Origin of the sequence: Aquabacterium sp. (assembly GCF_041915145.1) — a bacterium.
In the GTDB taxonomy this organism is placed as follows: domain Bacteria; phylum Pseudomonadota; class Gammaproteobacteria; order Burkholderiales; family Burkholderiaceae_C; genus Aquabacterium.
This window is the reverse complement of sequence record NZ_JAYSBZ010000012.1, coordinates 1-19,443: the sequence shown is the minus strand read 5'-3', so window position 1 is coordinate 19,443 and position 19,443 is coordinate 1. Positions and strand designations below refer to the sequence as shown.

22 protein-coding genes are annotated in these 19,443 nt (G+C 67.2%); 8 read left to right on the top strand and 14 right to left on the bottom strand.

The features are described 5' to 3' along the window. Positions 1-34 precede the first annotated feature (34 nt). Together ACE3SS_RS03855 and ACE3SS_RS03850 are read right to left on the bottom strand one after the other, a co-directional pair. A complete protein-coding gene (locus ACE3SS_RS03855) occupies positions 35-1,030 on the bottom strand; it encodes a TerC family protein (RefSeq protein WP_374591531.1) in 996 nt (331 codons plus the stop codon). Between the two features lie 28 nt (positions 1,031-1,058). After that, on the bottom strand, positions 1,059-1,784 hold the full coding sequence (locus ACE3SS_RS03850) for a Bax inhibitor-1/YccA family protein (RefSeq protein ID WP_374591529.1): 726 nt from the start codon (positions 1,782-1,784) through the stop codon (positions 1,059-1,061). 153 nt (positions 1,785-1,937) lie between these two features. On the opposite strand from ACE3SS_RS03850, the gene ACE3SS_RS03845 reads away from it, so the two are divergent. After that, on the top strand, positions 1,938-2,822 hold the full coding sequence (locus ACE3SS_RS03845) for a LysR family transcriptional regulator (RefSeq protein ID WP_374591527.1): 885 nt from the start codon (positions 1,938-1,940) through the stop codon (positions 2,820-2,822). 16 nt (positions 2,823-2,838) lie between these two features. Here ACE3SS_RS03845 and ogt read toward each other — a convergent pair whose 3' ends face one another. Continuing rightward, positions 2,839-3,372 carry a methylated-DNA--[protein]-cysteine S-methyltransferase gene (ogt, locus tag ACE3SS_RS03840; RefSeq protein WP_374591525.1) on the bottom strand — a complete coding sequence of 178 codons (534 nt, stop codon included), beginning with the start codon at positions 3,370-3,372 and terminating at the stop codon, positions 2,839-2,841. A 31-nt stretch (positions 3,373-3,403) separates the two neighbouring features. After that, positions 3,404-4,351, bottom strand: a complete 948-nt coding sequence (ylqF, locus tag ACE3SS_RS03835) for a ribosome biogenesis GTPase YlqF (protein ID WP_374591523.1) — start codon at positions 4,349-4,351, stop codon at positions 3,404-3,406. A gap of 154 nt (positions 4,352-4,505) precedes the next feature. Here ylqF and ACE3SS_RS03830 point away from each other — a divergent pair, with 154 nt between their 5' ends. Next, positions 4,506-4,919 carry a polyhydroxyalkanoate granule-associated phasin gene (locus ACE3SS_RS03830; RefSeq protein ID WP_374591521.1) on the top strand — a complete coding sequence of 138 codons (414 nt, stop codon included), beginning with the start codon at positions 4,506-4,508 and terminating at the stop codon, positions 4,917-4,919. 17 nt (positions 4,920-4,936) lie between these two features. Here ACE3SS_RS03830 and ACE3SS_RS03825 read toward each other — a convergent pair whose 3' ends face one another. Further along, on the bottom strand, positions 4,937-5,446 hold the full coding sequence (locus ACE3SS_RS03825) for a M48 family metallopeptidase (protein ID WP_374591519.1): 510 nt from the start codon (positions 5,444-5,446) through the stop codon (positions 4,937-4,939). A 35-nt stretch (positions 5,447-5,481) separates the two neighbouring features. Between ACE3SS_RS03825 and ACE3SS_RS03820 the strand changes: the two genes are divergently transcribed. Next, positions 5,482-5,709 carry an RNA-binding S4 domain-containing protein gene (locus ACE3SS_RS03820; RefSeq protein WP_374591517.1) on the top strand — a complete coding sequence of 76 codons (228 nt, stop codon included), beginning with the start codon at positions 5,482-5,484 and terminating at the stop codon, positions 5,707-5,709. Here the strand turns inward: ACE3SS_RS03820 and ACE3SS_RS03815 are convergent. Then, entirely contained in the window at positions 5,690-6,994 is a 1,305-nt protein-coding gene (locus ACE3SS_RS03815) for an NTP/NDP exchange transporter (RefSeq protein WP_374591515.1), read from the bottom strand. The genes ACE3SS_RS03820 and ACE3SS_RS03815 overlap by 20 nt on opposite strands. 23 nt (positions 6,995-7,017) lie before the next feature. After that, complete coding sequence (locus tag ACE3SS_RS03810; RefSeq protein ID WP_374591513.1) at positions 7,018-7,842, bottom strand: ParA family protein; 825 nt, start codon at positions 7,840-7,842, stop codon at positions 7,018-7,020. 204 nt (positions 7,843-8,046) lie between these two features. Between ACE3SS_RS03810 and ACE3SS_RS03805 the strand changes: the two genes are divergently transcribed. From ACE3SS_RS03805 to ACE3SS_RS03795, 3 genes are all read left to right on the top strand, one after another. After that, positions 8,047-9,231, top strand: coding sequence for a hypothetical protein (locus tag ACE3SS_RS03805; RefSeq protein ID WP_374591511.1), 1,185 nt, complete (start codon positions 8,047-8,049; stop codon positions 9,229-9,231). 105 nt (positions 9,232-9,336) lie between these two features. Continuing rightward, positions 9,337-9,930 (top strand): lysophospholipid acyltransferase family protein, encoded by a 594-nt coding sequence (locus ACE3SS_RS03800; protein WP_374591509.1) that lies wholly within the window; start codon positions 9,337-9,339, stop codon positions 9,928-9,930. A gap of 30 nt (positions 9,931-9,960) precedes the next feature. Beyond that, positions 9,961-10,233: a hypothetical protein gene (locus ACE3SS_RS03795; protein ID WP_374591507.1), complete on the top strand. Its 273-nt coding sequence runs from the start codon at positions 9,961-9,963 to the stop codon at positions 10,231-10,233. A gap of 56 nt (positions 10,234-10,289) precedes the next feature. On the opposite strand, the gene ACE3SS_RS03790 is transcribed toward ACE3SS_RS03795, so the two are convergent. The 4 genes from ACE3SS_RS03790 to minC all read right to left on the bottom strand — a co-directional run bounded on the left by ACE3SS_RS03790 (position 10,290) and on the right by minC (position 14,682). Beyond that, the gene (locus ACE3SS_RS03790; protein ID WP_374591599.1) at positions 10,290-12,587 is read right to left on the bottom strand and encodes a YgiQ family radical SAM protein; all 2,298 of its coding nucleotides are present in this window, start codon (positions 12,585-12,587) and stop codon (positions 10,290-10,292) included. A 226-nt stretch (positions 12,588-12,813) separates the two neighbouring features. Then, on the bottom strand, positions 12,814-13,077 hold the full coding sequence (gene minE / locus ACE3SS_RS03785; protein ID WP_374591505.1) for a cell division topological specificity factor MinE: 264 nt from the start codon (positions 13,075-13,077) through the stop codon (positions 12,814-12,816). A 3-nt stretch (positions 13,078-13,080) separates the two neighbouring features. Then, on the bottom strand, positions 13,081-13,893 hold the full coding sequence (gene minD / locus ACE3SS_RS03780) for a septum site-determining protein MinD (protein WP_374591503.1): 813 nt from the start codon (positions 13,891-13,893) through the stop codon (positions 13,081-13,083). Positions 13,894-13,917: 24 nt separating this feature from the next. After that, positions 13,918-14,682 (bottom strand): septum site-determining protein MinC, encoded by a 765-nt coding sequence (gene minC / locus ACE3SS_RS03775; protein WP_374591501.1) that lies wholly within the window; start codon positions 14,680-14,682, stop codon positions 13,918-13,920. A 122-nt stretch (positions 14,683-14,804) separates the two neighbouring features. On the opposite strand from minC, the gene ACE3SS_RS03770 reads away from it, so the two are divergent. Continuing rightward, positions 14,805-15,563, top strand: coding sequence for an MASE3 domain-containing protein (locus ACE3SS_RS03770; RefSeq protein ID WP_374591499.1), 759 nt, complete (start codon positions 14,805-14,807; stop codon positions 15,561-15,563). Here ACE3SS_RS03770 and ACE3SS_RS03765 read toward each other — a convergent pair. Beyond that, on the bottom strand, positions 15,554-17,395 hold the full coding sequence (locus ACE3SS_RS03765; protein ID WP_374591497.1) for an ABC transporter ATP-binding protein: 1,842 nt from the start codon (positions 17,393-17,395) through the stop codon (positions 15,554-15,556). The genes ACE3SS_RS03770 and ACE3SS_RS03765 overlap by 10 nt on opposite strands. A 138-nt stretch (positions 17,396-17,533) precedes the next feature. Here ACE3SS_RS03765 and ACE3SS_RS03760 point away from each other — a divergent pair, with 138 nt between their 5' ends. Beyond that, positions 17,534-18,376, top strand: a complete 843-nt coding sequence (locus ACE3SS_RS03760; protein WP_374591495.1) for a 23S rRNA (adenine(2030)-N(6))-methyltransferase RlmJ — start codon at positions 17,534-17,536, stop codon at positions 18,374-18,376. A gap of 24 nt (positions 18,377-18,400) precedes the next feature. Here ACE3SS_RS03760 and ACE3SS_RS03755 read toward each other — a convergent pair whose 3' ends face one another. Together ACE3SS_RS03755 and ACE3SS_RS03750 are read right to left on the bottom strand one after the other, a co-directional pair. After that, positions 18,401-18,664, bottom strand: a complete 264-nt coding sequence (locus tag ACE3SS_RS03755) for a hypothetical protein (RefSeq protein WP_374591493.1) — start codon at positions 18,662-18,664, stop codon at positions 18,401-18,403. Between the two features lie 106 nt (positions 18,665-18,770). After that, positions 18,771-19,443: HD-GYP domain-containing protein (locus ACE3SS_RS03750; RefSeq protein ID WP_374591491.1), on the bottom strand; the 673-nt coding region annotated here is incomplete at its 5' end.

Sequence of the window (19,443 nt, the reverse complement as noted above, 5' to 3'; positions counted from 1 at the left end):
GCGTGAGCGCGCATCATGCATCATCCGCGCCGCCTCACGCGGGTTGCACGTCGGCGCCGGGCGGGTGGCGCGTCTTGATGAGCGACACGATCACGCCGCCGGCAATCAGCGCGAGCGTCACGCCCAGCGAGATCGAGGCCGGGATCTTGCCGATCAACTCGCTCGCGAAGATCTTGCCGCCGATGAACACCAGCACCAGAGCCAGCGCGTATTTGAGATAGCTGAAGCGGTGGATCATGGCCGCCAGCGCAAAGTAGAGCGCCCGCAAGCCCAGGATGGCGAAGATGTTGCTGGTGTAGACGATGAACGGGTCGCTGGTGACCGAGAAGATCGCCGGCACCGAGTCGACCGCGAACACCAGGTCGATGAACTCGACCATGCACAGCGCCAGGAACAGCGGCGTCGCCCACACCACCAACCGGCCCGACGCGCCGGCGGGCTTCCTGACGAAGAAGGCGTTGCCCTCCAGCTGCGGCGTGATGCGCAGGTGGCGGCGAATGAACTTGAGCAGCGCGTTGTTCTCGAGGTCGGGCGCGTGGTCGGTGGCAAACCACATTTTGATGCCCGTGAACACCAGGAAGGCGCCGAACACATACAGCACCCAGCTGAATTGATGGATCAGCGCCGCACCCAGTCCGATCATGATCGCGCGCAGCACGATCACGCCCAGGATGCCCCAGAACAAGACCCGGTGCTGGTAGGCGCGGGGCACGGCGAAGAAGCCGAAGACCATCGCGATGACGAACACGTTGTCCATCGACAGCGATTTCTCGACGAGGAAGCCGGTGAAGAAGTCGAGGCCGCTCTGCGACCCCAACTGCCACCACACCCAGGCGCCGAAAGCCGACGAGGCGGCGATGTAGCCGGCCGACAGCACGAGGCTTTCGCGCACGCCGATCTCGCGGTCGCCCTTGTGCAGCACGCCGAGGTCCAGCGCGAGCAGCGTCAGCACGACGCCGGCGAACACGAGCCACAGCCAGGCGGCCGTGCCGAACACCGGGCTGTGCAGCAGTTGGAGTGCGGTTTCCATCATCGGGTCTCCGTCAGGGCGTCAACGCTTACTCGTCCGACCCGCCCAGGCCAAAGAGGCTCAGCAGGCTGGTAAACAGGTTGAACAGCGAGACGAACAGGCTGACCGTGGCCATCACGTAGTTGGTTTCGCCGCCGCGCACGATGTTGCTGGTCTCGAACAGGATCATCCCGGCCGACAGCAGGGCGACCATCGCCGATACCGCCAGACCCAAGGCTGGCAGCTTGAAGAACATGGCGCCCAGACCGGCCAGCAGCGCGATCACCATGCCGGCAAACAAGAAGCCGCCCAGGAAGGTGAAATCGCGACGCGTGGCCAGCACCCAGGCCGACAGCGCCAGGAAGGTCACGCCCGTGGCGCCCAGCGCCAGGGTGATGGTTTGCGCGCCACCCGGCAGCGCCAGGGTGTGCGACAGCACCGGGCCCAGCGTGTAGCCCATGAAGCCGGTGAGGCCGAACACCGCCAGAACGCCCCAGCCGCTGTTGCGCAAGCGGGTGACGGCGAACAGCAGCCCGAAGTAGCCCACCAGGGTCAGCAGGATGCCCGGGGCAGGCAGGGCCAGCGCGGTGCTGGCGGCCGCCACGCCAGCGCTGAACAAGAGCGTCATGGCCAGCAGGGCATAGGTGTTGCGCAGCACGCGCTGGCTGCCGACGACGTGGGCGTCTTCAATCGAGGCCGCCGTGCCACGGGGCAGGGCTTGGTCCCAACGGGCCGCCTGGGCGACGACGGGGGTGGGGCGATTCGGTGTGTTCATGAGGGACTCCAGCAGCAGTTGAGCAAGATCCCCGCGTCGTTGAGCGGAGGTGGACGTCAGCTTAGAGATTCAGGTAGTCTTTAAAAAGCAGACATTCAATGAATTTCATTCAGATAAAAACTGAATATTTGGCGTTGTGCCCGTGGAGGCTGGATGAATCAGAGCTTCAACTACCGTCACCTGTACTACTTCTGGGTCGTGGCGCACGAGGGCGGGATCGCCCGTGGCGCCGAGCGGCTGGGCATGGCGGTGCAGACGGTGAGCGCGCAGGTGCGCGAGCTGGAGCGCGCGCTCGGTTGCGCTTTGCTCAAGCCGGCCGGGCGCGGGGTGGTGCTGACCGAGGCGGGGCAGGCCGCCTTGCGGCAGGCCGACCAGATCTTTCAGCTGGGCGAGCAGTTGCCCGGCCTGGTGCGCGACGCGGGGCAGCGACCCGGCGTGCGCTTGGCCGTGGGCGTGTTTGACGGCCTGCCCAAGCTGGCGGTGCAGCGTCTGCTGGAGCCGGTGCTGGCCGAGCCGCAGCTGCGGCTGCTGTGCCACGTGGACGAGTACGAGCGCCTGATGGCCGACCTCGTGTTGCACCGGCTCGATGTCGTGCTGGCCGATCGGGCGGCGCCGGCGCAGCCGACGATGAAGGTCTACAGCCACCGCCTGGGCGAATCGGTGCTGGCCTGGTGGGCGCCTCCGGTCTGGGCCGAGGCGGCGGAGCGGGGGTTCCCGCAATCGTTGGCGAGCGTGCCGGTGTTGTTGCCCACCGCGCATGCGGCCGTGCGGGCGCGCATCGATCAGTGGTTCGACAAGATCGGCGTGCGCCCGATGGTGGTCGGCGAGTTTGAAGACAGCGCCCTGCTCAAGACGTTTGGCGCCGGCGGCATGGGGGTGTTTCCGGCGGCAGAGCTGGTGAGCGATCTGCTGACGTCGCGCTATGGGGTGCGGCAAGTCGGGCGCAGCGACGAGGTGGCCGAGCATTTCTACGCCATCGCGGCCGAGAAGAAGGTGGCGCACCCGCTGGTGCAGCGCCTGCTGCCGGCGGCCCGTTGACGCCGATGGTGGGGGCCTAGAAGATCAGGCGACGCTGGGGGGCATCGCTCGTGTGGCGGCTTTCGTGTTCGAGCAGCCAGCGCTTGCGCGGCAGGCCACCGCCGTAGCCCGTGAGCGCACCTTGTTTGCCGATCACGCGGTGGCAGGGCACGACGATCGAGACCGGGTTGGCGTTGTTGGCCAGGCCCACCGCGCGGCTGGCACCGGGGCGCCCGAGTTGCGCGGCCAGCTCGCCGTAGCCCAGGGTGCGGCCCGCCGGGATGGCGCGCAGCGCGGCCCACACCTCTCGTTGAAACGGCGTTCCGCCGGTGGCCACGGGCAGGGCGTCGATGGCCGCCAGATCACCGGCAAAGTAGGCGTCGAGCGCATGCAGCGTGGCGCGGGGTGTTTCACCAGGGGGGAGCGTGACGGCGCCGTAGTGCAGTCGCAGCCATTTCCGCATGTCGGCTTCGCGGTCATCGAAGTCGAGTGCGCGCAGCTGCGCTTGATCGTCGGTGACGATCAGCAGGGTGCCGATGGGCGAGGGGTGTGGCGCGATCCGCAGGTGCATGGGGGCATGCTGGGCGCAGAGCGGGCGGGGGTTAACGCGGCGCGCGGTTCGGCGCCCCTCGGCGCTGCTTGTTGCGCTCAGCCCGTTCACGCGCGCGCTCGGCCTCGACGACCTTGGCGGCGGCCAGCCAGGCGGCGAATTCGCTGGGCGATTCGAGCGTGATGGGGCCCATCGCGGCGCTGCGAAAGTCGTTGATGACGATCTCGGCGGCCTTGGCCAGGTTGACGCGTCCACCGCTCATCACCGCGCCGCGCTTGCGGCCGATCTCGGCGAGCAGCTCGTCGTCGTGCCGGGTGGCGATGGTGTCGACCTCGTCGAGCTTGTAGCGGGCGGCCAGCAAGTCGGCGTAGTGCCCCTTGACGCTGTTGATCAGCTCCAGCGCCACTTCTTCGTCGTCGTAGGCGTTGCGGCCCACGGCGCCGCTGGCGGCGAGGTGGTAGCCGCCTTTCTCGACGATGATCTTCGGCCACAGCATGCCGGGTGTGTCGTAGAGGTAGCAGTCGCTGGCGAGGTTGATGCGCTGCTCGACGCGCGTCACGCCCGCTTCGTCGCCCGTCTTGGCGGCCTTGCGGCCGGCCAGGGTGTTCATCAGCGTGGACTTGCCCACGTTCGGGATGCCGCAGATCAGCAAACGCAAGGGCTTGTCCATGCCGCCCCGGTTGGGGGCGAGCTGGCGGCAGGCGGCGACCAGGCGCAAGGCCGGGGTCTTTTCGCTGGCGTCGAGGCCTATGGCCTGGGTGGCGGGCTGGGCGTTGTACCAGGCCAGCCACTCGGCGGTGCGCGCCGGGTCGGCCAGGTCTTGCTTGTTGAGCACTTTGAGCTTGGGCCGCTTGCCGGTGAGTTGCGCCAGCATCGGGTTGGCGCTGGAGCCGGGCAGGCGGGCGTCGAGCAGCTCGATCACCACGTCAATCGCTTTGATGCGTTCGGTGATGGCGTTCTTGGTCACTTTCATGTGACCGGGGAACCATTGAATGGCCATCGGTGGCGTCTTTCTTGTGCGAAGACCCACAGTGTGCCGGACAACTCGGCAAGCGTGACCATTTGGGCAGTTGACGCGGTTGCGCGACGGGCGGGCACGATTGATGCGTGAGTCGGCAGAGCACTCGCAACGTTCACCCCTCACAATCGCCCTCATGACCCGCACCCTGCACAAAAAGGCCGCTCGCGTCGGCACCAAAGCGTCTGAACTCTCGTTGGCTGCGCCGCAGGTGGTGGCCCACCGCGTGGCGCGTCTGCTGTCAGCCGGGGCGGTGCCCAGCGCCAACGACCAGCGCGAATTCCTGCGCATGGGCACCGAGAAGGTCGAAGCGTTTGCCGAGTCCTGGTTGGCGATGTCGACGCAGGCCCTGCAGGCGCAGCAGCAGTTGATGACGTCGGTGCTGCAAACCTGGTGCAACCCGTGGGCCTGGGCGGCCGGGCCGGTCGAACCCTTGCAGCAGTTGCAGACGCAGGCGCAGCACTCGATGCTGAGCGTGATCGAGCAGGGGGTGGACCCGCTCCACCGCCGCGCCGTGGCCAACGCCAAGCGGCTGAGTCGGGGCAAGTAAGGTCGACCCGGGGCCGATCAGGCCGACGCCGAGTCGGGCTGGTCGAGCAGCGTCAGGTACAGGCGCAGGTCGAATTCGAGCTGGTGGTAGTCCGGCTCCATATGGGCGCACAGCTGGTAGAAGGCCTTGTTGTGCTCGCGCTCCTTGAGGTGCGCCAGCTCGTGCACCACGATCATCTTCAAGAACTCGGCGGGCGCTTCCTTGAACAGGCTGGCCACGCGGATCTCGCGTTTGGCTTTCAGCTTGCCGCCTTGCACGCGCGACACGGCCGTGTGCGTGCCCAGCGCGTGCGAGATCACCTTCAGCTTGTTGTCGTACAGCACCTTGCTCAGCGGCTCGGCGTTGCGCAGATGGCGGGCTTTCAGCTCGGCGGTGTAGTCGAACAGCGCCTTGTCGGTACGCACGTCGTGGCGCTCGGGGTAGCGCTTGGCCAGCATCGCGCCGAGGCGGTTGTCGGCAATCAGCTGTTGCACCTGGGCCAGCAGGTGCTCGGGGTAGCCTTGCAGGTACTTCAATGACGTGGGCATGGGGCGGGTGACGGGGCGAGTAGAGTAGCGGCCCCATGAGCTCTCAACAAACCCTCGATTTTGAACTGCGCGGCGAATTCATCCCGCTCGACTCCCTGCTCAAGGCCGCCGGCGTGGCCGACAGCGGCGGCGCGGCCAAGGCCCTGGTGGCCGCTGGCGAGGTGCAGGTGGACGGCCAGACCGAGCTGCGCAAGACCTGCAAGATCCGCGGGGGTCAGGTGGTGCAGCTCGCCGGTGTGACGATCACGGTGCGTTCGGCTTGAGCTCGCCCTGCAGCGCCTGCGCCTGACGGCCCAGCCGCAGCGAGACCACCAGCCAGGCGGCCGCCACCGGCACCGCCACCCACGAGATCTGCGCGCTGCCCAGGCCCAGCGCACGCAGGCTGCTGTACACCCAGGCCGAGGCGGTGTCACCCGTGCGGTGCACCAGGGTGTCGATCACGTTCTTGGCCTTGTACTTCTGGTCGGGCGGCAGCACGTTGAACAGCGTCTCGCGGCCCGGTTTGCTCAAGGCGTATTCGCCAGCGCGGCGCAACACGCCGAAGCCAACCAGCACCGGGATGACCGGGTGCACGGCCAGCAAGGCATAGCCCACCAGCGACACCGCCGGCATGGCAGCCAGCGTGAAGCGAATGCCCAGCCGCTCGATCACGCGGTTGAAGGCCAGCAGCTGAAACAGCAACGCGATCAGGTTGACCAGCCAGTCCACCTGCGCCAGCAGCCGGGTGCGCTCGCCGCTGCCACTCACGTGCTTGGGCAGCAGGTCGGCTGATTGAAAGTACAAGAAGGTCGACAGCAGCGCGTAGCTCAGCAAGAACCAGCAGATGCCGCGCAGGTAGGGCGAGCGGGCCACGTCGATCAGGCCGCTCCAGATGCTGCCGCGCAGCACTTCGGTTTCGCCTTTGCCCTTGCTTTCGTCTCGCACCACATGGTGCTGCACGCTCCACCGCAGCGCCCAGGCCCGCAGGCGAAAGATCGCCAGGATGACCACGCCCAGCAAACCCGCCGACACCAGCACCAGATGCTTGGGCCCCAGCAGCGTGACCAGGCCGGCGGTGATGAGCGGGCCAGTCAGCGCGCCCAGCGTGCCGCCTGCCGCGATGAAGCCGTAGAGCCGCTTGGCCTGCTCGGTGGTGAACAGGTCGGCCATGAAGCTCCAGAACACCGAGATGGCGAACAGGTTGAACACGCTGACCCAGACGAAGAAGGCGCGCGCCACCAGCGGGCCTTGTTCGCCCCGGGCTTCCAGCACGGTGTAGAAGCCCAGCAGGTTGACGATGAAGAAGCCATACAGCCAGGGCAGCAGCGTGCGCCGCGCCACGCGCTGGTTGAGCCAGCCGAACAGCGGCGCCACGGCCAGCATGGTCAGGAACACGCCGGTGAAGCTCTCTTGCAGCTTGGCGGCGCCGATCTGCATGCCCATTTCATCGCGCAGCGGGCGCAGCACGTAGTAGCCGGCCAGCAGCGCGAAGAAGTAGACGAAGGCCCACAGCACCGCGCCCAGCTCATGAGGCTGGGCGCGGGTTTTCTTGAGCAGCAGCGACTGCATCCGGGCGTGATCGGGGCGGGGGCTCAGACCCGGCCGCGCTGCTTGCGGGCCTTGCTGGCCGAGGCCTGGCTTGTCTGACTCAACGCGCCCAGCGCCTCGTGCAGGGCCACGAATTCGCTGGTCACCTTGTGGCGCGGCTCCATGTGCACCATGGGCTTGGCCTGCTGGTGCGATTCCTTGATCTTCACCGAGGCGCTCAGGTAGGGCTGCAGCACCGGCAGGCCTTCGTCGATCAGCTCCTGCACCAGCTTTTGCGGCAGGTTGGCGCGCGGCTGGAACTGGTTGACCACGATGCCCTTCACTTCGAGCTGGTCGTTGTGGTCGGCCTGGATCTCCTGCACGTTTTCGAGCAAGGCGTAGAGCGCGCGGCGCGAGAAGTCGTCGCAATCGAACGGGATCAGGCAGCCGTTGGCGGCGATCAGCGCCGAGCGCGTGTAGAAGTTCAGCGCGGGCGGGGTGTCGATGTAGATGCGGTCGTAGTCGGCGGCCAGCTCATCGAGCGCCTCGCGCAGCTTGTAGATCTTGTAGCGCGATTCCAGCTTGGCGTGCAGATCGTCGAGCGCCGGCGACGAGGGCAGCACATGCAGGTTCTCGAACGGCGTGGCCTGGGCGAACTCGCTGGTTGCCTTGGGGCGGGCGGTGAACTTGAGCGTCTGCTCGAAGAACTCGGCGAGGTTGGGGGCCGACTCGTCGGCGCTGTCGCCCAGCAGGTAGTGCGTGGAGTTGCCCTGCGGGTCGAGATCGACCACCAGGGTACGCAGGCCTTGCGCGGCGCTGATGGCCGCCAGGTTGCAGGTGATGGTGGACTTGCCGACGCCACCCTTTTGATTGAAAACGACGTAGCGCATGGTTGAGCTCTCCGAGTTGTCGCGCGGGGCTGGGCCGCGTATGGTCAAGAGCATACGTGCTCCGTGACGTTTGCCACGTGACAGCGCGATTTGTGGCTCAGGCTGGTCGCGCGTCTCCCATGGGTGTGGGATGTGGCCGTCACACTGCGCTGCTAGCATCTTGAAACAACTTGGCGCAGGGCCAGGGCAAACCAGGGAATCGCGATGCAGCCCACCGACCGTTCTCAAGAGCCGGCTGACCCGTGGTCCGAGGCCACCCAACTGGCCACCGAGATCATGGATCACAGCGCCAGCGAGGCCAGCGAAGGCCGCGACCTGGGCAAGAAGGTGTCCGAGCATGTGCGCGAGCTGTTTGTCGTGTGCGACCCGGCCGAGGCGCTGCGGCAGCACTTCGAGCTGGGCGTGACGCCGTTTCTCGCGCTGCACGACTTGGGCACCGGCAAATCGCGCGACTATCTGGCCGCGCTGTCTCAGGCGTCAGGCTGGCCCTTGCGACGCCTGCACATTCGCCGGCAAGGCTTCGGCACCACGCTGGCCTCGCTGCACTACATCGACTGCCCCGCGCAGAACCAGCGCGCCTTGCGCATCTACGCGTCCGACGCCGAAGCCGAGTCCGGCGTGCGGATCGCCATCCGCCGTCAGTTGCTCGCCTCGGCCATGTCCAACGCCCTGCTGGCCGAGGAGCTGCCCGAGCAGGTCGCCACGCTGGCCTACGCCTGTCTGCGCGACGACCTGCTGAGCCGCCACGGTGCCGGGGTCTCGATGCTGGTGCTGCCGCAGGCGCGCTCGCCGCGTCTGCAGCAGGACGTGCAGGCCCTGCAGCATGTGGGCGGCGCGCACATCGAGGTCGCGCCGGCCACCAACGCGATCACGGCGGGCTGGGCCTTGCTGGCCTCGTACTGGAACCGCGAAGCCGCGCAAATGAGCATGCCGCAGGTGCCGATGATCGCGCGCATCAACCTGGGGCCGACGCCGATGCCGGTGGTGTCGCGCCCAGCGGCACCCGCGCGGCCTGTGGCGGCGCCAGCGCAACCTCAGCCTTTGAGCGCGGCCGAATACTTGACGCTCGTGGCCGGGCGCACCGAGGCGCTCGGCGCCTGCATCTTCAACGTCGCCACGCGCGCCATCGAGGCGCATGGCGGCAGCGTGCCGGCCAACGATCTGGCACAGCAGGCGCATGCCTTGCTCATGGCCGTGGCACGGGCAGGCGACGCGTTGGCGCTCGGCCGCATGGTCAGCGAAACCACCGCCACGGTGGGCGACGCGCAACTGGTGATCCGCCCGATCCGCGTGCGGCCTGGTTGCGCCCTGGTGCTGCTGCTGCCGCGCACGGCCGGCGCCGACGCCTGGCGCCGCGAGCTCGAACAGATCGACGCGGCCATGACCTGAGCGCGGTCTGAAATAATCCAGCCCTGTTGTCACTTCGGCCGAACACGCGGCTCAGGTGCTCATTGCCGGCACCCCGGACCCTTGTTTTCTGCTGAAAGCTGCTCGATGCACCACACTCTTTTCGACACGCCTGTCGTCAACACCTGCTTGCGGGCGGCGTCGAAACTCTTCTTGAAATTGAATGGCTGGAAGGTCGAGGGTGCCTTGCCGCCCAACACGCCCAAGTGCGTGATGATCGCCGCGCCCCACACCAGCAACTGGGACCTGCCGTACACGCTGATGGCGGCCTTCGTGCTGGGGCTCAAGCCCTACTGGATGGGCAAGCAATCGATCTTCAAGCCGCCCTTCGGCCCGCTGATGCGCTGGATGGGCGGCATCGCCGTCAACCGCGAAAAATCGACCAACATGGTGGCCGCCTCGGCCGAGGCGCTGGTGGCTGCCGAAGGCACCTTGCAACTCATCGTGCCGCCCGAAGGCACGCGCAGCAAGGTGCGCTACTGGAAGACCGGCTTCTACTACATCGCCCTCACCGCCAAGGTGCCCATCGTGCTGGCCTACATGGACTACTCGCGCAAGGTCACGGGCCTGGGGCCGGTGATCCACCCCACGGGCGACATCGAGAAAGACATGCAGGCCATCAAGGCCTTCTACGCGCCTTTCAAGGGCAAGAACGCCGACCAGTTCGACGCGCAGCACTGATCCATTCACCGACCCGTTCAGCGAACCATCATGAGCCTGAAAAGAGAAGACCTCGCCCGCCAGATGCAACTCAAGATCGACGGCCAGCGCAAAGGCGCGGCGGTGCCCGGCCGCTTCGCGCAAGGCGCGGGTGAGGTGGTGGACCGCAAGGAGCAGCGTCGCCGCGACGCCGCAGCCGGCCTGGTGCCGTTTGCCTGCAAGCTGCCGACCGAGCTGGCGCAAAAACTGCGCGAGCGCGCCGAGTCCCAGGGCGGTGACCTCAACGCGCTCGTGGCCGAGTTGCTGACCCAGGCGCTGGGCTGAGCGAGCCACGCCACAGCGGTGCGCGCTCAGGCGGCGCTACGGCGCCGATCGGCCTGTTATTTCTTGCGAGTCGCCGGTCGGCCCGTGCCGCGTGGCTGGGCCGTTGATCGGCCGGTCGATGACGCGGTCTTGCCGGACTTGTTGGCCGAGGGGCGGCTGCCCGTTTCGCGCGGCGGCAAGCCGGTGTGCTGCGTCAGGATCCGGCCTTTGGCGACGCCTGCCGTAGGGCTGGATTTGCGCGAGCAAGAAGAGGGCGTCGAGTTCTTGCGCCGCGCGCTCTCGTAGCTGCCGTCGGTGGCGGGCTGGAAGGTCGGGATCAGGTGCTGCTTGCCGTTGCCGATCAGGTCGGCGCGGCCCATTTCTTTCAGCGCCTCGCGCAGCAGCGGCCAGTTGTTGGGGTCGTGGTAGCGCAGGAAGGCCTTGTGCAGGCGACGGCGGCGGTCGCCCTTGACCACGTCCACCGGTTCGCTGATCTTGTGGCTGCGCGACACGCGGCTCAGCGGGTTGCGGCCCGAGTGGTACATCGCCGTCGCCGAGGCCATCGGGCTTGGATAGAAGGTCTGCACCTGATCGGCCCGGAAGCCGTTGCGCTTGAGCCAGATCGCGAGGTTCATCATGTCTTCGTCGCTGGTGCCCGGGTGGGCCGCGATGAAGTACGGGATGAGGAACTGCTTCTTGCCCGCCTGCTCGCTGTAGAGCTCGAAGAGCTGCTTGAAGCGGTCGTAGGTGCCGATGCCGGGCTTCATCATCTTTGAGAGCGGCCCTTCCTCGGTGTGCTCGGGCGCGATCTTCAAATAGCCGCCCACGTGGTGCGTCACCAGCTCGCGGATGTACTCGGGCGATTGCACGGCCAGGTCGTAGCGTAGGCCCGAGCCGATGAGGATCTTCTTGATGCCCTTGAGCCCGCGCGCGCGGCGATAGAGCTGGATCAGGTGCGTGTGGTCGGTCCCCATGTTCTGGCAGATGGTGGGGTAGACGCAGCTGGGCTTGCGGCACGCAGCCTCGATCTCGCGGCTCTTGCAGGCCAGGCGGTACATGTTGGCCGTGGGGCCGCCGAGGTCGCTGATGATGCCGGTGAAGCCCTTGACCTTGTCGCGGATCTCCTCGATCTCGTGGATCACCGAGTCTTCGCTGCGGCTCTGGATGATGCGGCCCTCGTGCTCGGTGATCGAGCAGAAGGTGCAGCCGCCAAAGCAGCCGCGCATGATGTTCACGCTGAAGCGGATCATCTCCCAGGCCGGGATCTTGGTGGCGCCGTCATGGCTGCCGTTCTCGTCGGCGTAGCGCGGGTGCGGCGAGCGGGCGTAGGGCAGGTCGAACACCGCGTCCATCTCGGGCGTGGTGAGCGGGACGGGCGGCGGGTTGATCCAGACGTCGCGCTCGCCGTGCGCCTGCACCATGGCGCGAGCGTTGCCGGGGTTGGTTTCGAGGTGCAGCACGCGGTTGGCGTGGGCGTAGAGCACCGGGTCGCGTTGCACGGCCTCGAAGCTCGGCAGGCGCACGACCGTGCGCTCGCGTGGCGGCATCACGATCTTGCCCAGCGGCTTGGGCGGCGGCACGAAGGTGATGGTCTGGTAGGGCGCGTCGGGCGTGGCGGCACCCGGGGCGGCGTCGGCCGCGGGGTTGTTCGTCGCCTCGTCCTTGGCGCAGGTGCTGCCTTGCGCCTTGGCCTGCTCGGAGGTGGTCTGGTAAGGGTTGATGTGCTCGTCGATACGGCCGGGCAGGTCGACCTCGGTCGAGTCGATCTCGAACCAGCCTTGCGCCGACTCGTCGCCGTCGCGGCGCATGAAGGCGGTGCCGCGCACGTCGGTGATCTTCTCGACGGGCTCGCGAGCCGCCAAGCGGTGCGCCACCTCGACGATGGCGCGCTCGGCGTTGCCGTAGAGCAGCAGGTCGGCCTTGGCGTCGGCCAGGAGGGAGCGGCGCACCTTGTCTTGCCAGTAGTCGTAGTGCGCGATGCGGCGCAGCGAGGCCTCGATGCCGCCCAGGAGGATGGGCACGCCCGGGTACGCCTCGCGGCAGCGCTGCGCGTAGACCAGCGAGGCGCGGTCGGGGCGCTTGCCGGCTTCGCCGCCGGGCGTGTAGGCGTCGTCGCTGCGGATCTTGCGATCAGCCGTGTAGCGGTTGATCATCGAGTCCATGTTGCCGGCCGCCACGCCGAAGAACAGGTTGGGCTTGCCCAGCACCTTGAACGGGTCGGCGCTGTGCCAGTCGGGCTGCGCGATGATGCCCACGCGAAAGCCTTGTGCTTCGAGCGTGCGGCCGATCACGGCCATGCCGAAGCTGGGGTGGTCCACGTAGGCGTCGCCCGTCACGATGATGATGTCGCAGCTGTCCCAGCCCAGCGCGTCCATCTCTGCGCGGCTCATGGGCAGGAAGGGCGCGGGGCCGAAGCGCTTGGCCCAGAACGGGCGATAGCTGGTCAGCGGCTTGGCGCGGGGCGGGGTGAAGGCGGGGTGGGCGGACACGGCAAGGGGGGTGGGCAAACAACCCGCTATTGTCCCCGCACCCGGCCCAAACCCCCACCGCAGCCAGGGTTGGCCGTCACCCGGGGTGACGACTCATGCACGAATCGCTGGGTCAGCGAGCGGCTTCGGGCAGCTCGATCTTCACTTCGAGCACTTCAAGGTCGTCCTGGCGCTCCAGGTTGACTTTGATGTCCTCGGGGTTGATCGACACGTACTTCGAGATCACCGCGACCAGCTCGCGCTGCAGGTCGGGCAGGTAGGACGGACTGGCCGCCGAGCGCCCGGCGCGCTCGTGCGCCAGGATGATCTGCAGCCGCTCCTTGGCCACACTGGCCGTGCTCTTCTTTTCGCCCAGAAAGAACGACAGGAAACCCATGGCTTACCTCCCGAACAGACGCTTGAAGAAACCGGGCTTCTCGGCGTCGATGAAGCGCAGGGGCTTGTCTTCGCCCAGGAAGCGGTCGATCACGTCGCGATAGGCCTCGGACACGTCCGTGCCCTGCAGGTGGATGGCCGGTACGCCCTGGTTCGACGCATTGAGCACCGACTCGGACTCGGGGATCACGCCGATCAGCTTGACGCGCAGGATCTCGTGGATGTCATCGAGCGACAGCATCTGCCCGCCTTCGACGCGATTCGGGTTGTAGCGCGTGATGAGCAGGTGCTCCTTGATGGGCTCCAGGCCCTCGATGGCGCGCTTGGTCTTGCTGTTGAGCATGCCCAGGATGCGGTCGGAGTCGCGCACCGACGAGACCTCGGGGTTGGTCACCACCAGCGCCTCGTCGGCGAAGTGCATGGCCAGCAGCGCGCCGGTTTCGATGCCGGCGGGCGAGTCGCACACGATGTATTCGAAGCCCTGGTCAGCCAGCTCGTTGAGGATGCGCTCGACGCCTTCTTTGGTGAGGGCGTCCTTGTCGCGCGTTTGCGAGGCGGCCAGCACGTAGAGGTTGTCGCACTGCTTGTCCTTGATCAGCGCCTGGCTGAGCTTGGCTTCGTCGTGGATGACGTTGATGAGGTCGTACACCACGCGGCGCTCGCAGCCCATGATGAGGTCGAGGTTGCGCAGGCCGACGTCGAAGTCGATCACCACGGTCTTGTGGCCGCGCAGCGCGAGGCCCGACGAGAAACTGGCGCTGGTGGTGGTTTTGCCCACGCCACCTTTGCCCGAAGTCACCACGACGATTTTTGCCATTGGTTGCAGTCCTTCAGTTCAGATTCAGAGTTTGATGGCCTCGAAAACCAGGCGCTCGCCATCGAGGCGAACTTGCGCGGCACGGCCCACGACTTCGGGCGGCAGCGGGTTTTCGGTGGTTCGGTAGGTGCCGGCGATGGCCACGAGCTCGGGCTCCAGGCACTGCGCGAAGATGCGCGCGGCGGTGTTGCCCTTGGCCCCGGCGATGGCCTTGCCGCGCAGCGGGGCGTAGACGTGGATGTTGCCGTCGGCGATCACCTCGGCGCCGGGGTTCACGGCGGCCAGCATGACGAGGTCGCCGCCCTTGGCGTAGACCTGCTGGCCCGAGCGCACGGGCTTGTCGATGATGAGCGTGGTGGTGGACACGGGTACTTCGACGCGCACCTCCACCGGCACTTCGACCTGCACCTCGCGCACCACTTCCTTGATCACTTCTTTGACCTCGCCGCGTGGCGCGGCACCGGCCTCGGCTTCGGTCAGTCCGGCTTCTTGCGCGGCCAGGGTCTGCTCGGCGTTGCCGCCACGCACGGCGATGGGCAGCATGCGGTGGCGACGCAGCAGCGCCACCAGCGCGGCGAAGTCGACCGGGGTGGCGTCGGCCGCCACGTGTGCCAAATCGATCACGACCGGCTCCTGGTCGAACACGTCGGGCGTGGCGCCCAGGCGCTGCTGCAGCTCGTCGGCCAGGGCCGCGAGGTCGGTGGTCTTGAGCACCACGGCGACCAGGGTCAGCGAGGCACTTTTGATGTCGAAAAAACCGGGGTGTTGCCCGGTGGAGCCAGCAGCCATGAAAGATTCAACTTCGGTCGCCAAAACAAGGGCCGGAGTTTAATGCCTGGGGTGTGATGGCACGGTTTCAGCCGGGCGAGCGCAAGAGCCCGGGGCGGGGGCGGCCCCAGATTCAATACGCCATGCCGTCCATCGAAGCGTCCCGCACGCCATCTTCGCCGCAACATGCGTCTGTCGCTGCGCGCGCCATGGGGCGGATGCCTGGCCGAATCATCGTCGCGCTGTGCATGGTGCTGGTGGTGGTTCGCGTGTTGCTGGCCTTCGGCTGGCTCGACGCATCGCATGCCGCGTGGTTCCCGCAGTGGTGGCCGCGCACCTTCATCGAAGGGGCGGGCCTGACGCCGTTCAAGCTGGCCGCCGAATATGGCGTGATCGCCATCACCGCCGGCGCGGCGTGGATCACGATCTTGTCCGAGCTGTGTCTCACCTTGTACGGCAACGTTTTCGATCTCTACTCGCTACTCGGGCATGCCTACGAGATCGTTGCCTGCTTCTTCATCCACAAGGCCGCGTTCGTGACCAGCGTGCGCGACTCCTATGCGCGCCTGCGCGTGGAGGTGGAAGAGCGCCGCAACACCTATCGATTCTTCGACGACCGCATGAACCGCGAGTCCATCGAGCGGCTGAGCGCGCTCAAGGCCTTGGGCGCGAAGCTGTCGATCGACGACTTCGGCACCGTGCGCGCCATCATCCAGATGGCAGCCAGCATGGGTCTCAAGACGATTGCCGAAGGCGTGGAGACGGAGTCGTCCGCCGCGTTGCTGGCCGATCTCGGGTGCGACGAAGCGCAGGGCTATCTGTTTGCCCGACCCATGCCGGCCGACGAGCTGGCCGCGTGGCTGCGTGCCCGCGCCGACGCGGCCCCCGGCGCTCAGGTCTGATCGTCGGCCTCGGTGCCGAGAAACCCGCCGCTCTGGTGGGCCCACAACCGGGCATAGAGGCCGCCGCGCGTCAGCAACTCGGCGTGCGTGCCTTGTTCGACGATACGACCGTGGTCGAGCACGATGAGCCGGTCCATCGCTGCGATGGTCGACAGCCGGTGCGCGATCGCCACCACCGTCTTGCCTTGCATCAGCCGGTACAGGCTGGCCTGGATGGCCGCTTCGACCTCGCTGTCGAGCGCGCTGGTGGCTTCGTCGAGCAACAAGATGGGCGCGTCTTTCAGCATCACGCGGGCGATGGCGATGCGCTGGCGCTGGCCGCCCGAGAGCTTCACGCCACGCTCACCCACGTGCGCTTCGTAGCCGCTGCGGCCCTTGGGGTCGGTGAGCGTGCTGATGAACTCGTGCGCCTCGGCGCGGGTGGCGGCGGCGATCATGTCGGCCTCCGTCGCGTCGGGGCGGCCGTAGAGGATGTTGTCGCGCACCGAGCGGTGCAGCAGCGAGGTGTCTTGCGTGACCATGCCGATCTGCGCGCGCAGGCTGTCTTGTGTCACACCGGCGATGTCCTGCCCGTCGATCAGGATGCGACCGCCGTCGAGGTCGTAAAAGCGCAGCAGCAGGTTGACGATGGTCGACTTGCCCGCGCCCGAGCGGCCGACTAGGCCGATCTTTTCGCCGGGCTGGATGTGCAGCGAGAGCCCGTCGATCACGGCGCGCTCGCCGCCGTAGCTGAAGCGCACGTTGTCGAAGCGGATGTCGCCCTGCTGCACGGTCAACGCGCCGGCTTGCGGGGCGTCGAGCACGGCATGCGGCTTGGTGAGGGTGGTGATGCCGTCCTGCACGGTGCCGATGTGCTCGAAGAGGTTGGCCATCTCCCACATGATCCAGTGCGAGATGCCGTTCAGGCGCAGCGCCATGGCCGTGGCGGCGGCCACCGCGCCTACACCCACCTCGTTGCGCGCCCACAGCCACAGCGCCACGCCGGCGGTGCTCAGTACCAGCAGCATGCTCAAGGTGTGGTTGACGACTTCGATGCCGCTCACCAGCCGCATCATCTGGTGCACGTTGCCCAAGAAGTCCTGCATCGCGCTGCGGGCGTAGCTGGCCTCGCGCTGCCCGTGCGAGAACAGCTTGACGGTGCTGATGTTGGTGTAGGCATCGGTGATGCGGCCGACCATCAGCGAGCGCGCGTCGGCCTGATGCTTGGCCACACGGCTCAGGCGCGGCACGAAGAACCACAGCGACGTGATGTAGGCGGCCACCCAGGCGGCGAAGGGCAGCACCAGCCAGAAGTGGAAGTGCACCACCACCGCGCTCATCGTCACGAAATAGATCGTGACGAACACCAGGATGTCGGTGACGATCATCACCGCGTCGCGCACCGCCAGAGCGGTCTGCATGACCTTGGTGGCGATGCGGCCGGCGAATTCGTCCTGAAAGAAATGCATGCTCTGGCGCAGCAGCAGGCGGTGAAAGCGCCAGCGCAGCAGCATCGGGAAGTTGCCCGCCAGCGTCTGGTGCTTGAACACCGTGTGCAGGGCCACGACGAGCGAGCTGGCCAGCAGCACGCCGGCCAGCAACAGCAGGCGGTGGCCGTCTTCCGCCCACAGTCGGTCAGCCTGTTTGTGGCCGAGTTCGTCAACGATGCGCCCCAGTGCGCTGAACAGCAGGGCCTCGAAGGCGCCCACGCAGGCGGTGAGCAGCGTCATTGCCGCGATGTAGGGCCGCACGCCCTGAGTGGCTCGCCACACGAAAGCCATGAAACCGCGTGGCGGGATGGTGGGGGGCGCGTCTTCGAAGGGGTGGACGCGACGTTCGAACCAGGCGAGCAAAGGCAGACTCCATCAGGGCGGGGCGCCGGGTGGCCCCGGCGCAGCCGTCAACGGTAGCACCTTGGTGTGACCGGGCGGCAGGCCGGCGCGGCGACAATGCAGGCTCACGGCTCACGCCGGCTCGTTGATCGCCCCCACATGCTCGCTTATCGCCACGCCTTTCATGCCGGCAACCACGCCGATGTTCTCAAGCACCTCGTGCTGGTGCAGGTGCTGCGCTACATGGGGCAGAAAGACAAACCGTATCGGTTGATCGACACCCACGCTGGCGCCGGCGGTTATTCGCTGCGCAGCCCGGAGTCGCAAAAGCGCGGCGAATACGAGCGCGGCATCGCCCGCCTGTGGGACCGCAAGGATCTGCCCCCGGCCGTGGCCGACTACGTGAAGATCGTGCGCGGCTTCAATGTGGGGGGCGAGTTGCAGCACTACCCCGGCTCGCCCGAGTTCGAACACATGCTGCTGCGTCCGCAAGACGAATTGCGGCTGTTCGAGCTGCACCCGACCGACTTCCGCATCCTGTCGAGCCACTTCGGGCAAGACAAGCACACCCAGGTCACGCAAGCCGACGGCTTTGCCTCGCTCAAGGGGCAGGTGCCGCCGGTGAGCCGCCGCGCCGCGGTGCTGATGGATCCGTCTTACGAATTGGCGAGCGACTACGACCACACCGTGAAGGCGGTGCGCGACGCCCTCAAGCGCTTCGCCGAGGGGGTCTACATGGTGTGGTATCCGCAGGTGTCGCGGCGGGAGTCGCTGCAGCTGCCGCGACAGCTCAAGGCGTGCGCGCCCAAGAGCTGGCTGCATGTGAGCATGACCGTGCAACAGCCCGACTCCGAAGGCTTCGGGCTCACGGGCAGCGGCATGTTCGTCTACAACCCGCCCTATACCTTGGCGGGCACGTTGCGCGAGGTGATGCCCTGGCTCACGCAGACGCTGGCGCAGTTCGACGGCGCCAGCTTCGTGGTGGAGCAGCACGCCGTTTGAGCGGCTGAGCGGCTCCGGCCGGTATCAGGCGCCGCGACGCCCGGCGGTGCCGAGTCGGTAGCCCACCCAGGTGCAGGCGGCCACGACCACCGCGCTGGCCGCGTGGGCCCCGATGTCGGGCACGCCGGCGGCGACCAGATGCGGGCTGACGGTGCCGGCGGCGACCAGCATGCCCACCACGAACCCGCTCATCACGCCCAGCTTTTCGCGCTGCAGCGCCTGACGTTCGGTGGGTTGACCGAACAGATTGCCATGGGAAGCAAACGGTTTCAGTGCCGGATTGGCCATGAGGAACCCCTTCAAGATTGCGATGGCGGCAGTGTAAGGGTTAACGATTGATCTTGGGTGGAAACCCTTGGTGACAAATTGGCAGGAGCGGGCGCTCAACCGCCACTCAACCGTATAGGTGTTCGACGGCGAAACGCGCCACCAGCGCCGGGTTGGCGGCCGCGCACTTCACCGTGCGCTGGTGAGACGGGCCGGTGGGGCAGCGGTGCGGCTCGGCCAGCATCTGGCCTTCGTCGGTGGTCAGCAGGGCGACATCCGGGCACAGCGGGTCGGCAGTGCGGCGCAGCACCATGGCGGTCTCGCCGGTCGAGAGCTGCACCAGGCAGCCGGGCGGATACAAGCCCAGCTCGCGAATGATGGTGGCGCCGAAGTAGCTGGCGCTGCTGTGCTTGAAGATCTCGGCCGCCGCGCGCGGCGAGGGCATGCCGCTGCGGCCGATGCGCGGGCTGAGCTTGGCGGCGAACACGTCGGCGGTGTGGATGGCGTCGGCCAGCACGCCCACATGCGTCGCCCCATAGGGGTAGCCGCGTCCGTCGGCCTGTTCGTGGTGCTGGGCGACGGCGTCGAGCCAATCGGGGTCGTTCACGCCGAGCTGCATCAGCAGCTTGCGGCTGGCCAGCGGGTGCTGGTTGACGAGCTGACGCTGCTCGGTCGACAGCGGTGCCGACTGCTGGGCCAGTTCGTCCTGAATGTGCGTCATCGAGATGTTCATCGACAGCGCCGCCTGGATGCCGCGCAGCTCGGTCGCGGCGGGCCAGTCCTTGCGGCGGGCGATCACG

Bases quoted from the DNA above. Each gene is read 5' to 3' on its own strand.
- ACE3SS_RS03800 (WP_374591509.1), top strand. From the start codon at position 9,337: ATGCACCACACTCTTTTCGACACGCCTGTCGTCAACACCTGCTTGCGG.
- ACE3SS_RS03755 (WP_374591493.1), bottom strand. From the start codon at position 18,664: ATGGCCAATCCGGCACTGAAACCGTTTGCTTCCCATGGCAATCTGTTC.
- ACE3SS_RS03795 (WP_374591507.1), top strand. From the start codon at position 9,961: ATGAGCCTGAAAAGAGAAGACCTCGCCCGCCAGATGCAACTCAAGATC.
- ACE3SS_RS03830 (WP_374591521.1), top strand. From the start codon at position 4,506: ATGACCCGCACCCTGCACAAAAAGGCCGCTCGCGTCGGCACCAAAGCG.
- ACE3SS_RS03805 (WP_374591511.1), top strand. From the start codon at position 8,047: ATGCAGCCCACCGACCGTTCTCAAGAGCCGGCTGACCCGTGGTCCGAG.
- minE (WP_374591505.1), bottom strand. From the start codon at position 13,077: ATGGGTTTCCTGTCGTTCTTTCTGGGCGAAAAGAAGAGCACGGCCAGT.
- ACE3SS_RS03820 (WP_374591517.1), top strand. From the start codon at position 5,482: ATGAGCTCTCAACAAACCCTCGATTTTGAACTGCGCGGCGAATTCATC.
- ACE3SS_RS03770 (WP_374591499.1), top strand. From the start codon at position 14,805: ATGCCGTCCATCGAAGCGTCCCGCACGCCATCTTCGCCGCAACATGCG.
- ACE3SS_RS03845 (WP_374591527.1), top strand. From the start codon at position 1,938: ATGAATCAGAGCTTCAACTACCGTCACCTGTACTACTTCTGGGTCGTG.
- ACE3SS_RS03850 (WP_374591529.1), bottom strand. From the start codon at position 1,784: ATGAACACACCGAATCGCCCCACCCCCGTCGTCGCCCAGGCGGCCCGT.
- ACE3SS_RS03825 (WP_374591519.1), bottom strand. From the start codon at position 5,446: ATGCCCACGTCATTGAAGTACCTGCAAGGCTACCCCGAGCACCTGCTG.
- ACE3SS_RS03790 (WP_374591599.1), bottom strand. From the start codon at position 12,587: ATGGACGCGCTGGGCTGGGACAGCTGCGACATCATCATCGTGACGGGC.
- ACE3SS_RS03815 (WP_374591515.1), bottom strand. From the start codon at position 6,994: ATGCAGTCGCTGCTGCTCAAGAAAACCCGCGCCCAGCCTCATGAGCTG.
- ACE3SS_RS03855 (WP_374591531.1), bottom strand. From the start codon at position 1,030: ATGGAAACCGCACTCCAACTGCTGCACAGCCCGGTGTTCGGCACGGCC.
- ACE3SS_RS03810 (WP_374591513.1), bottom strand. From the start codon at position 7,842: ATGCGCTACGTCGTTTTCAATCAAAAGGGTGGCGTCGGCAAGTCCACC.
- minC (WP_374591501.1), bottom strand. From the start codon at position 14,682: ATGGCTGCTGGCTCCACCGGGCAACACCCCGGTTTTTTCGACATCAAA.
- ACE3SS_RS03760 (WP_374591495.1), top strand. From the start codon at position 17,534: ATGCTCGCTTATCGCCACGCCTTTCATGCCGGCAACCACGCCGATGTT.
- ogt (WP_374591525.1), bottom strand. From the start codon at position 3,372: ATGCACCTGCGGATCGCGCCACACCCCTCGCCCATCGGCACCCTGCTG.
- ylqF (WP_374591523.1), bottom strand. From the start codon at position 4,351: ATGGCCATTCAATGGTTCCCCGGTCACATGAAAGTGACCAAGAACGCC.
- minD (WP_374591503.1), bottom strand. From the start codon at position 13,893: ATGGCAAAAATCGTCGTGGTGACTTCGGGCAAAGGTGGCGTGGGCAAA.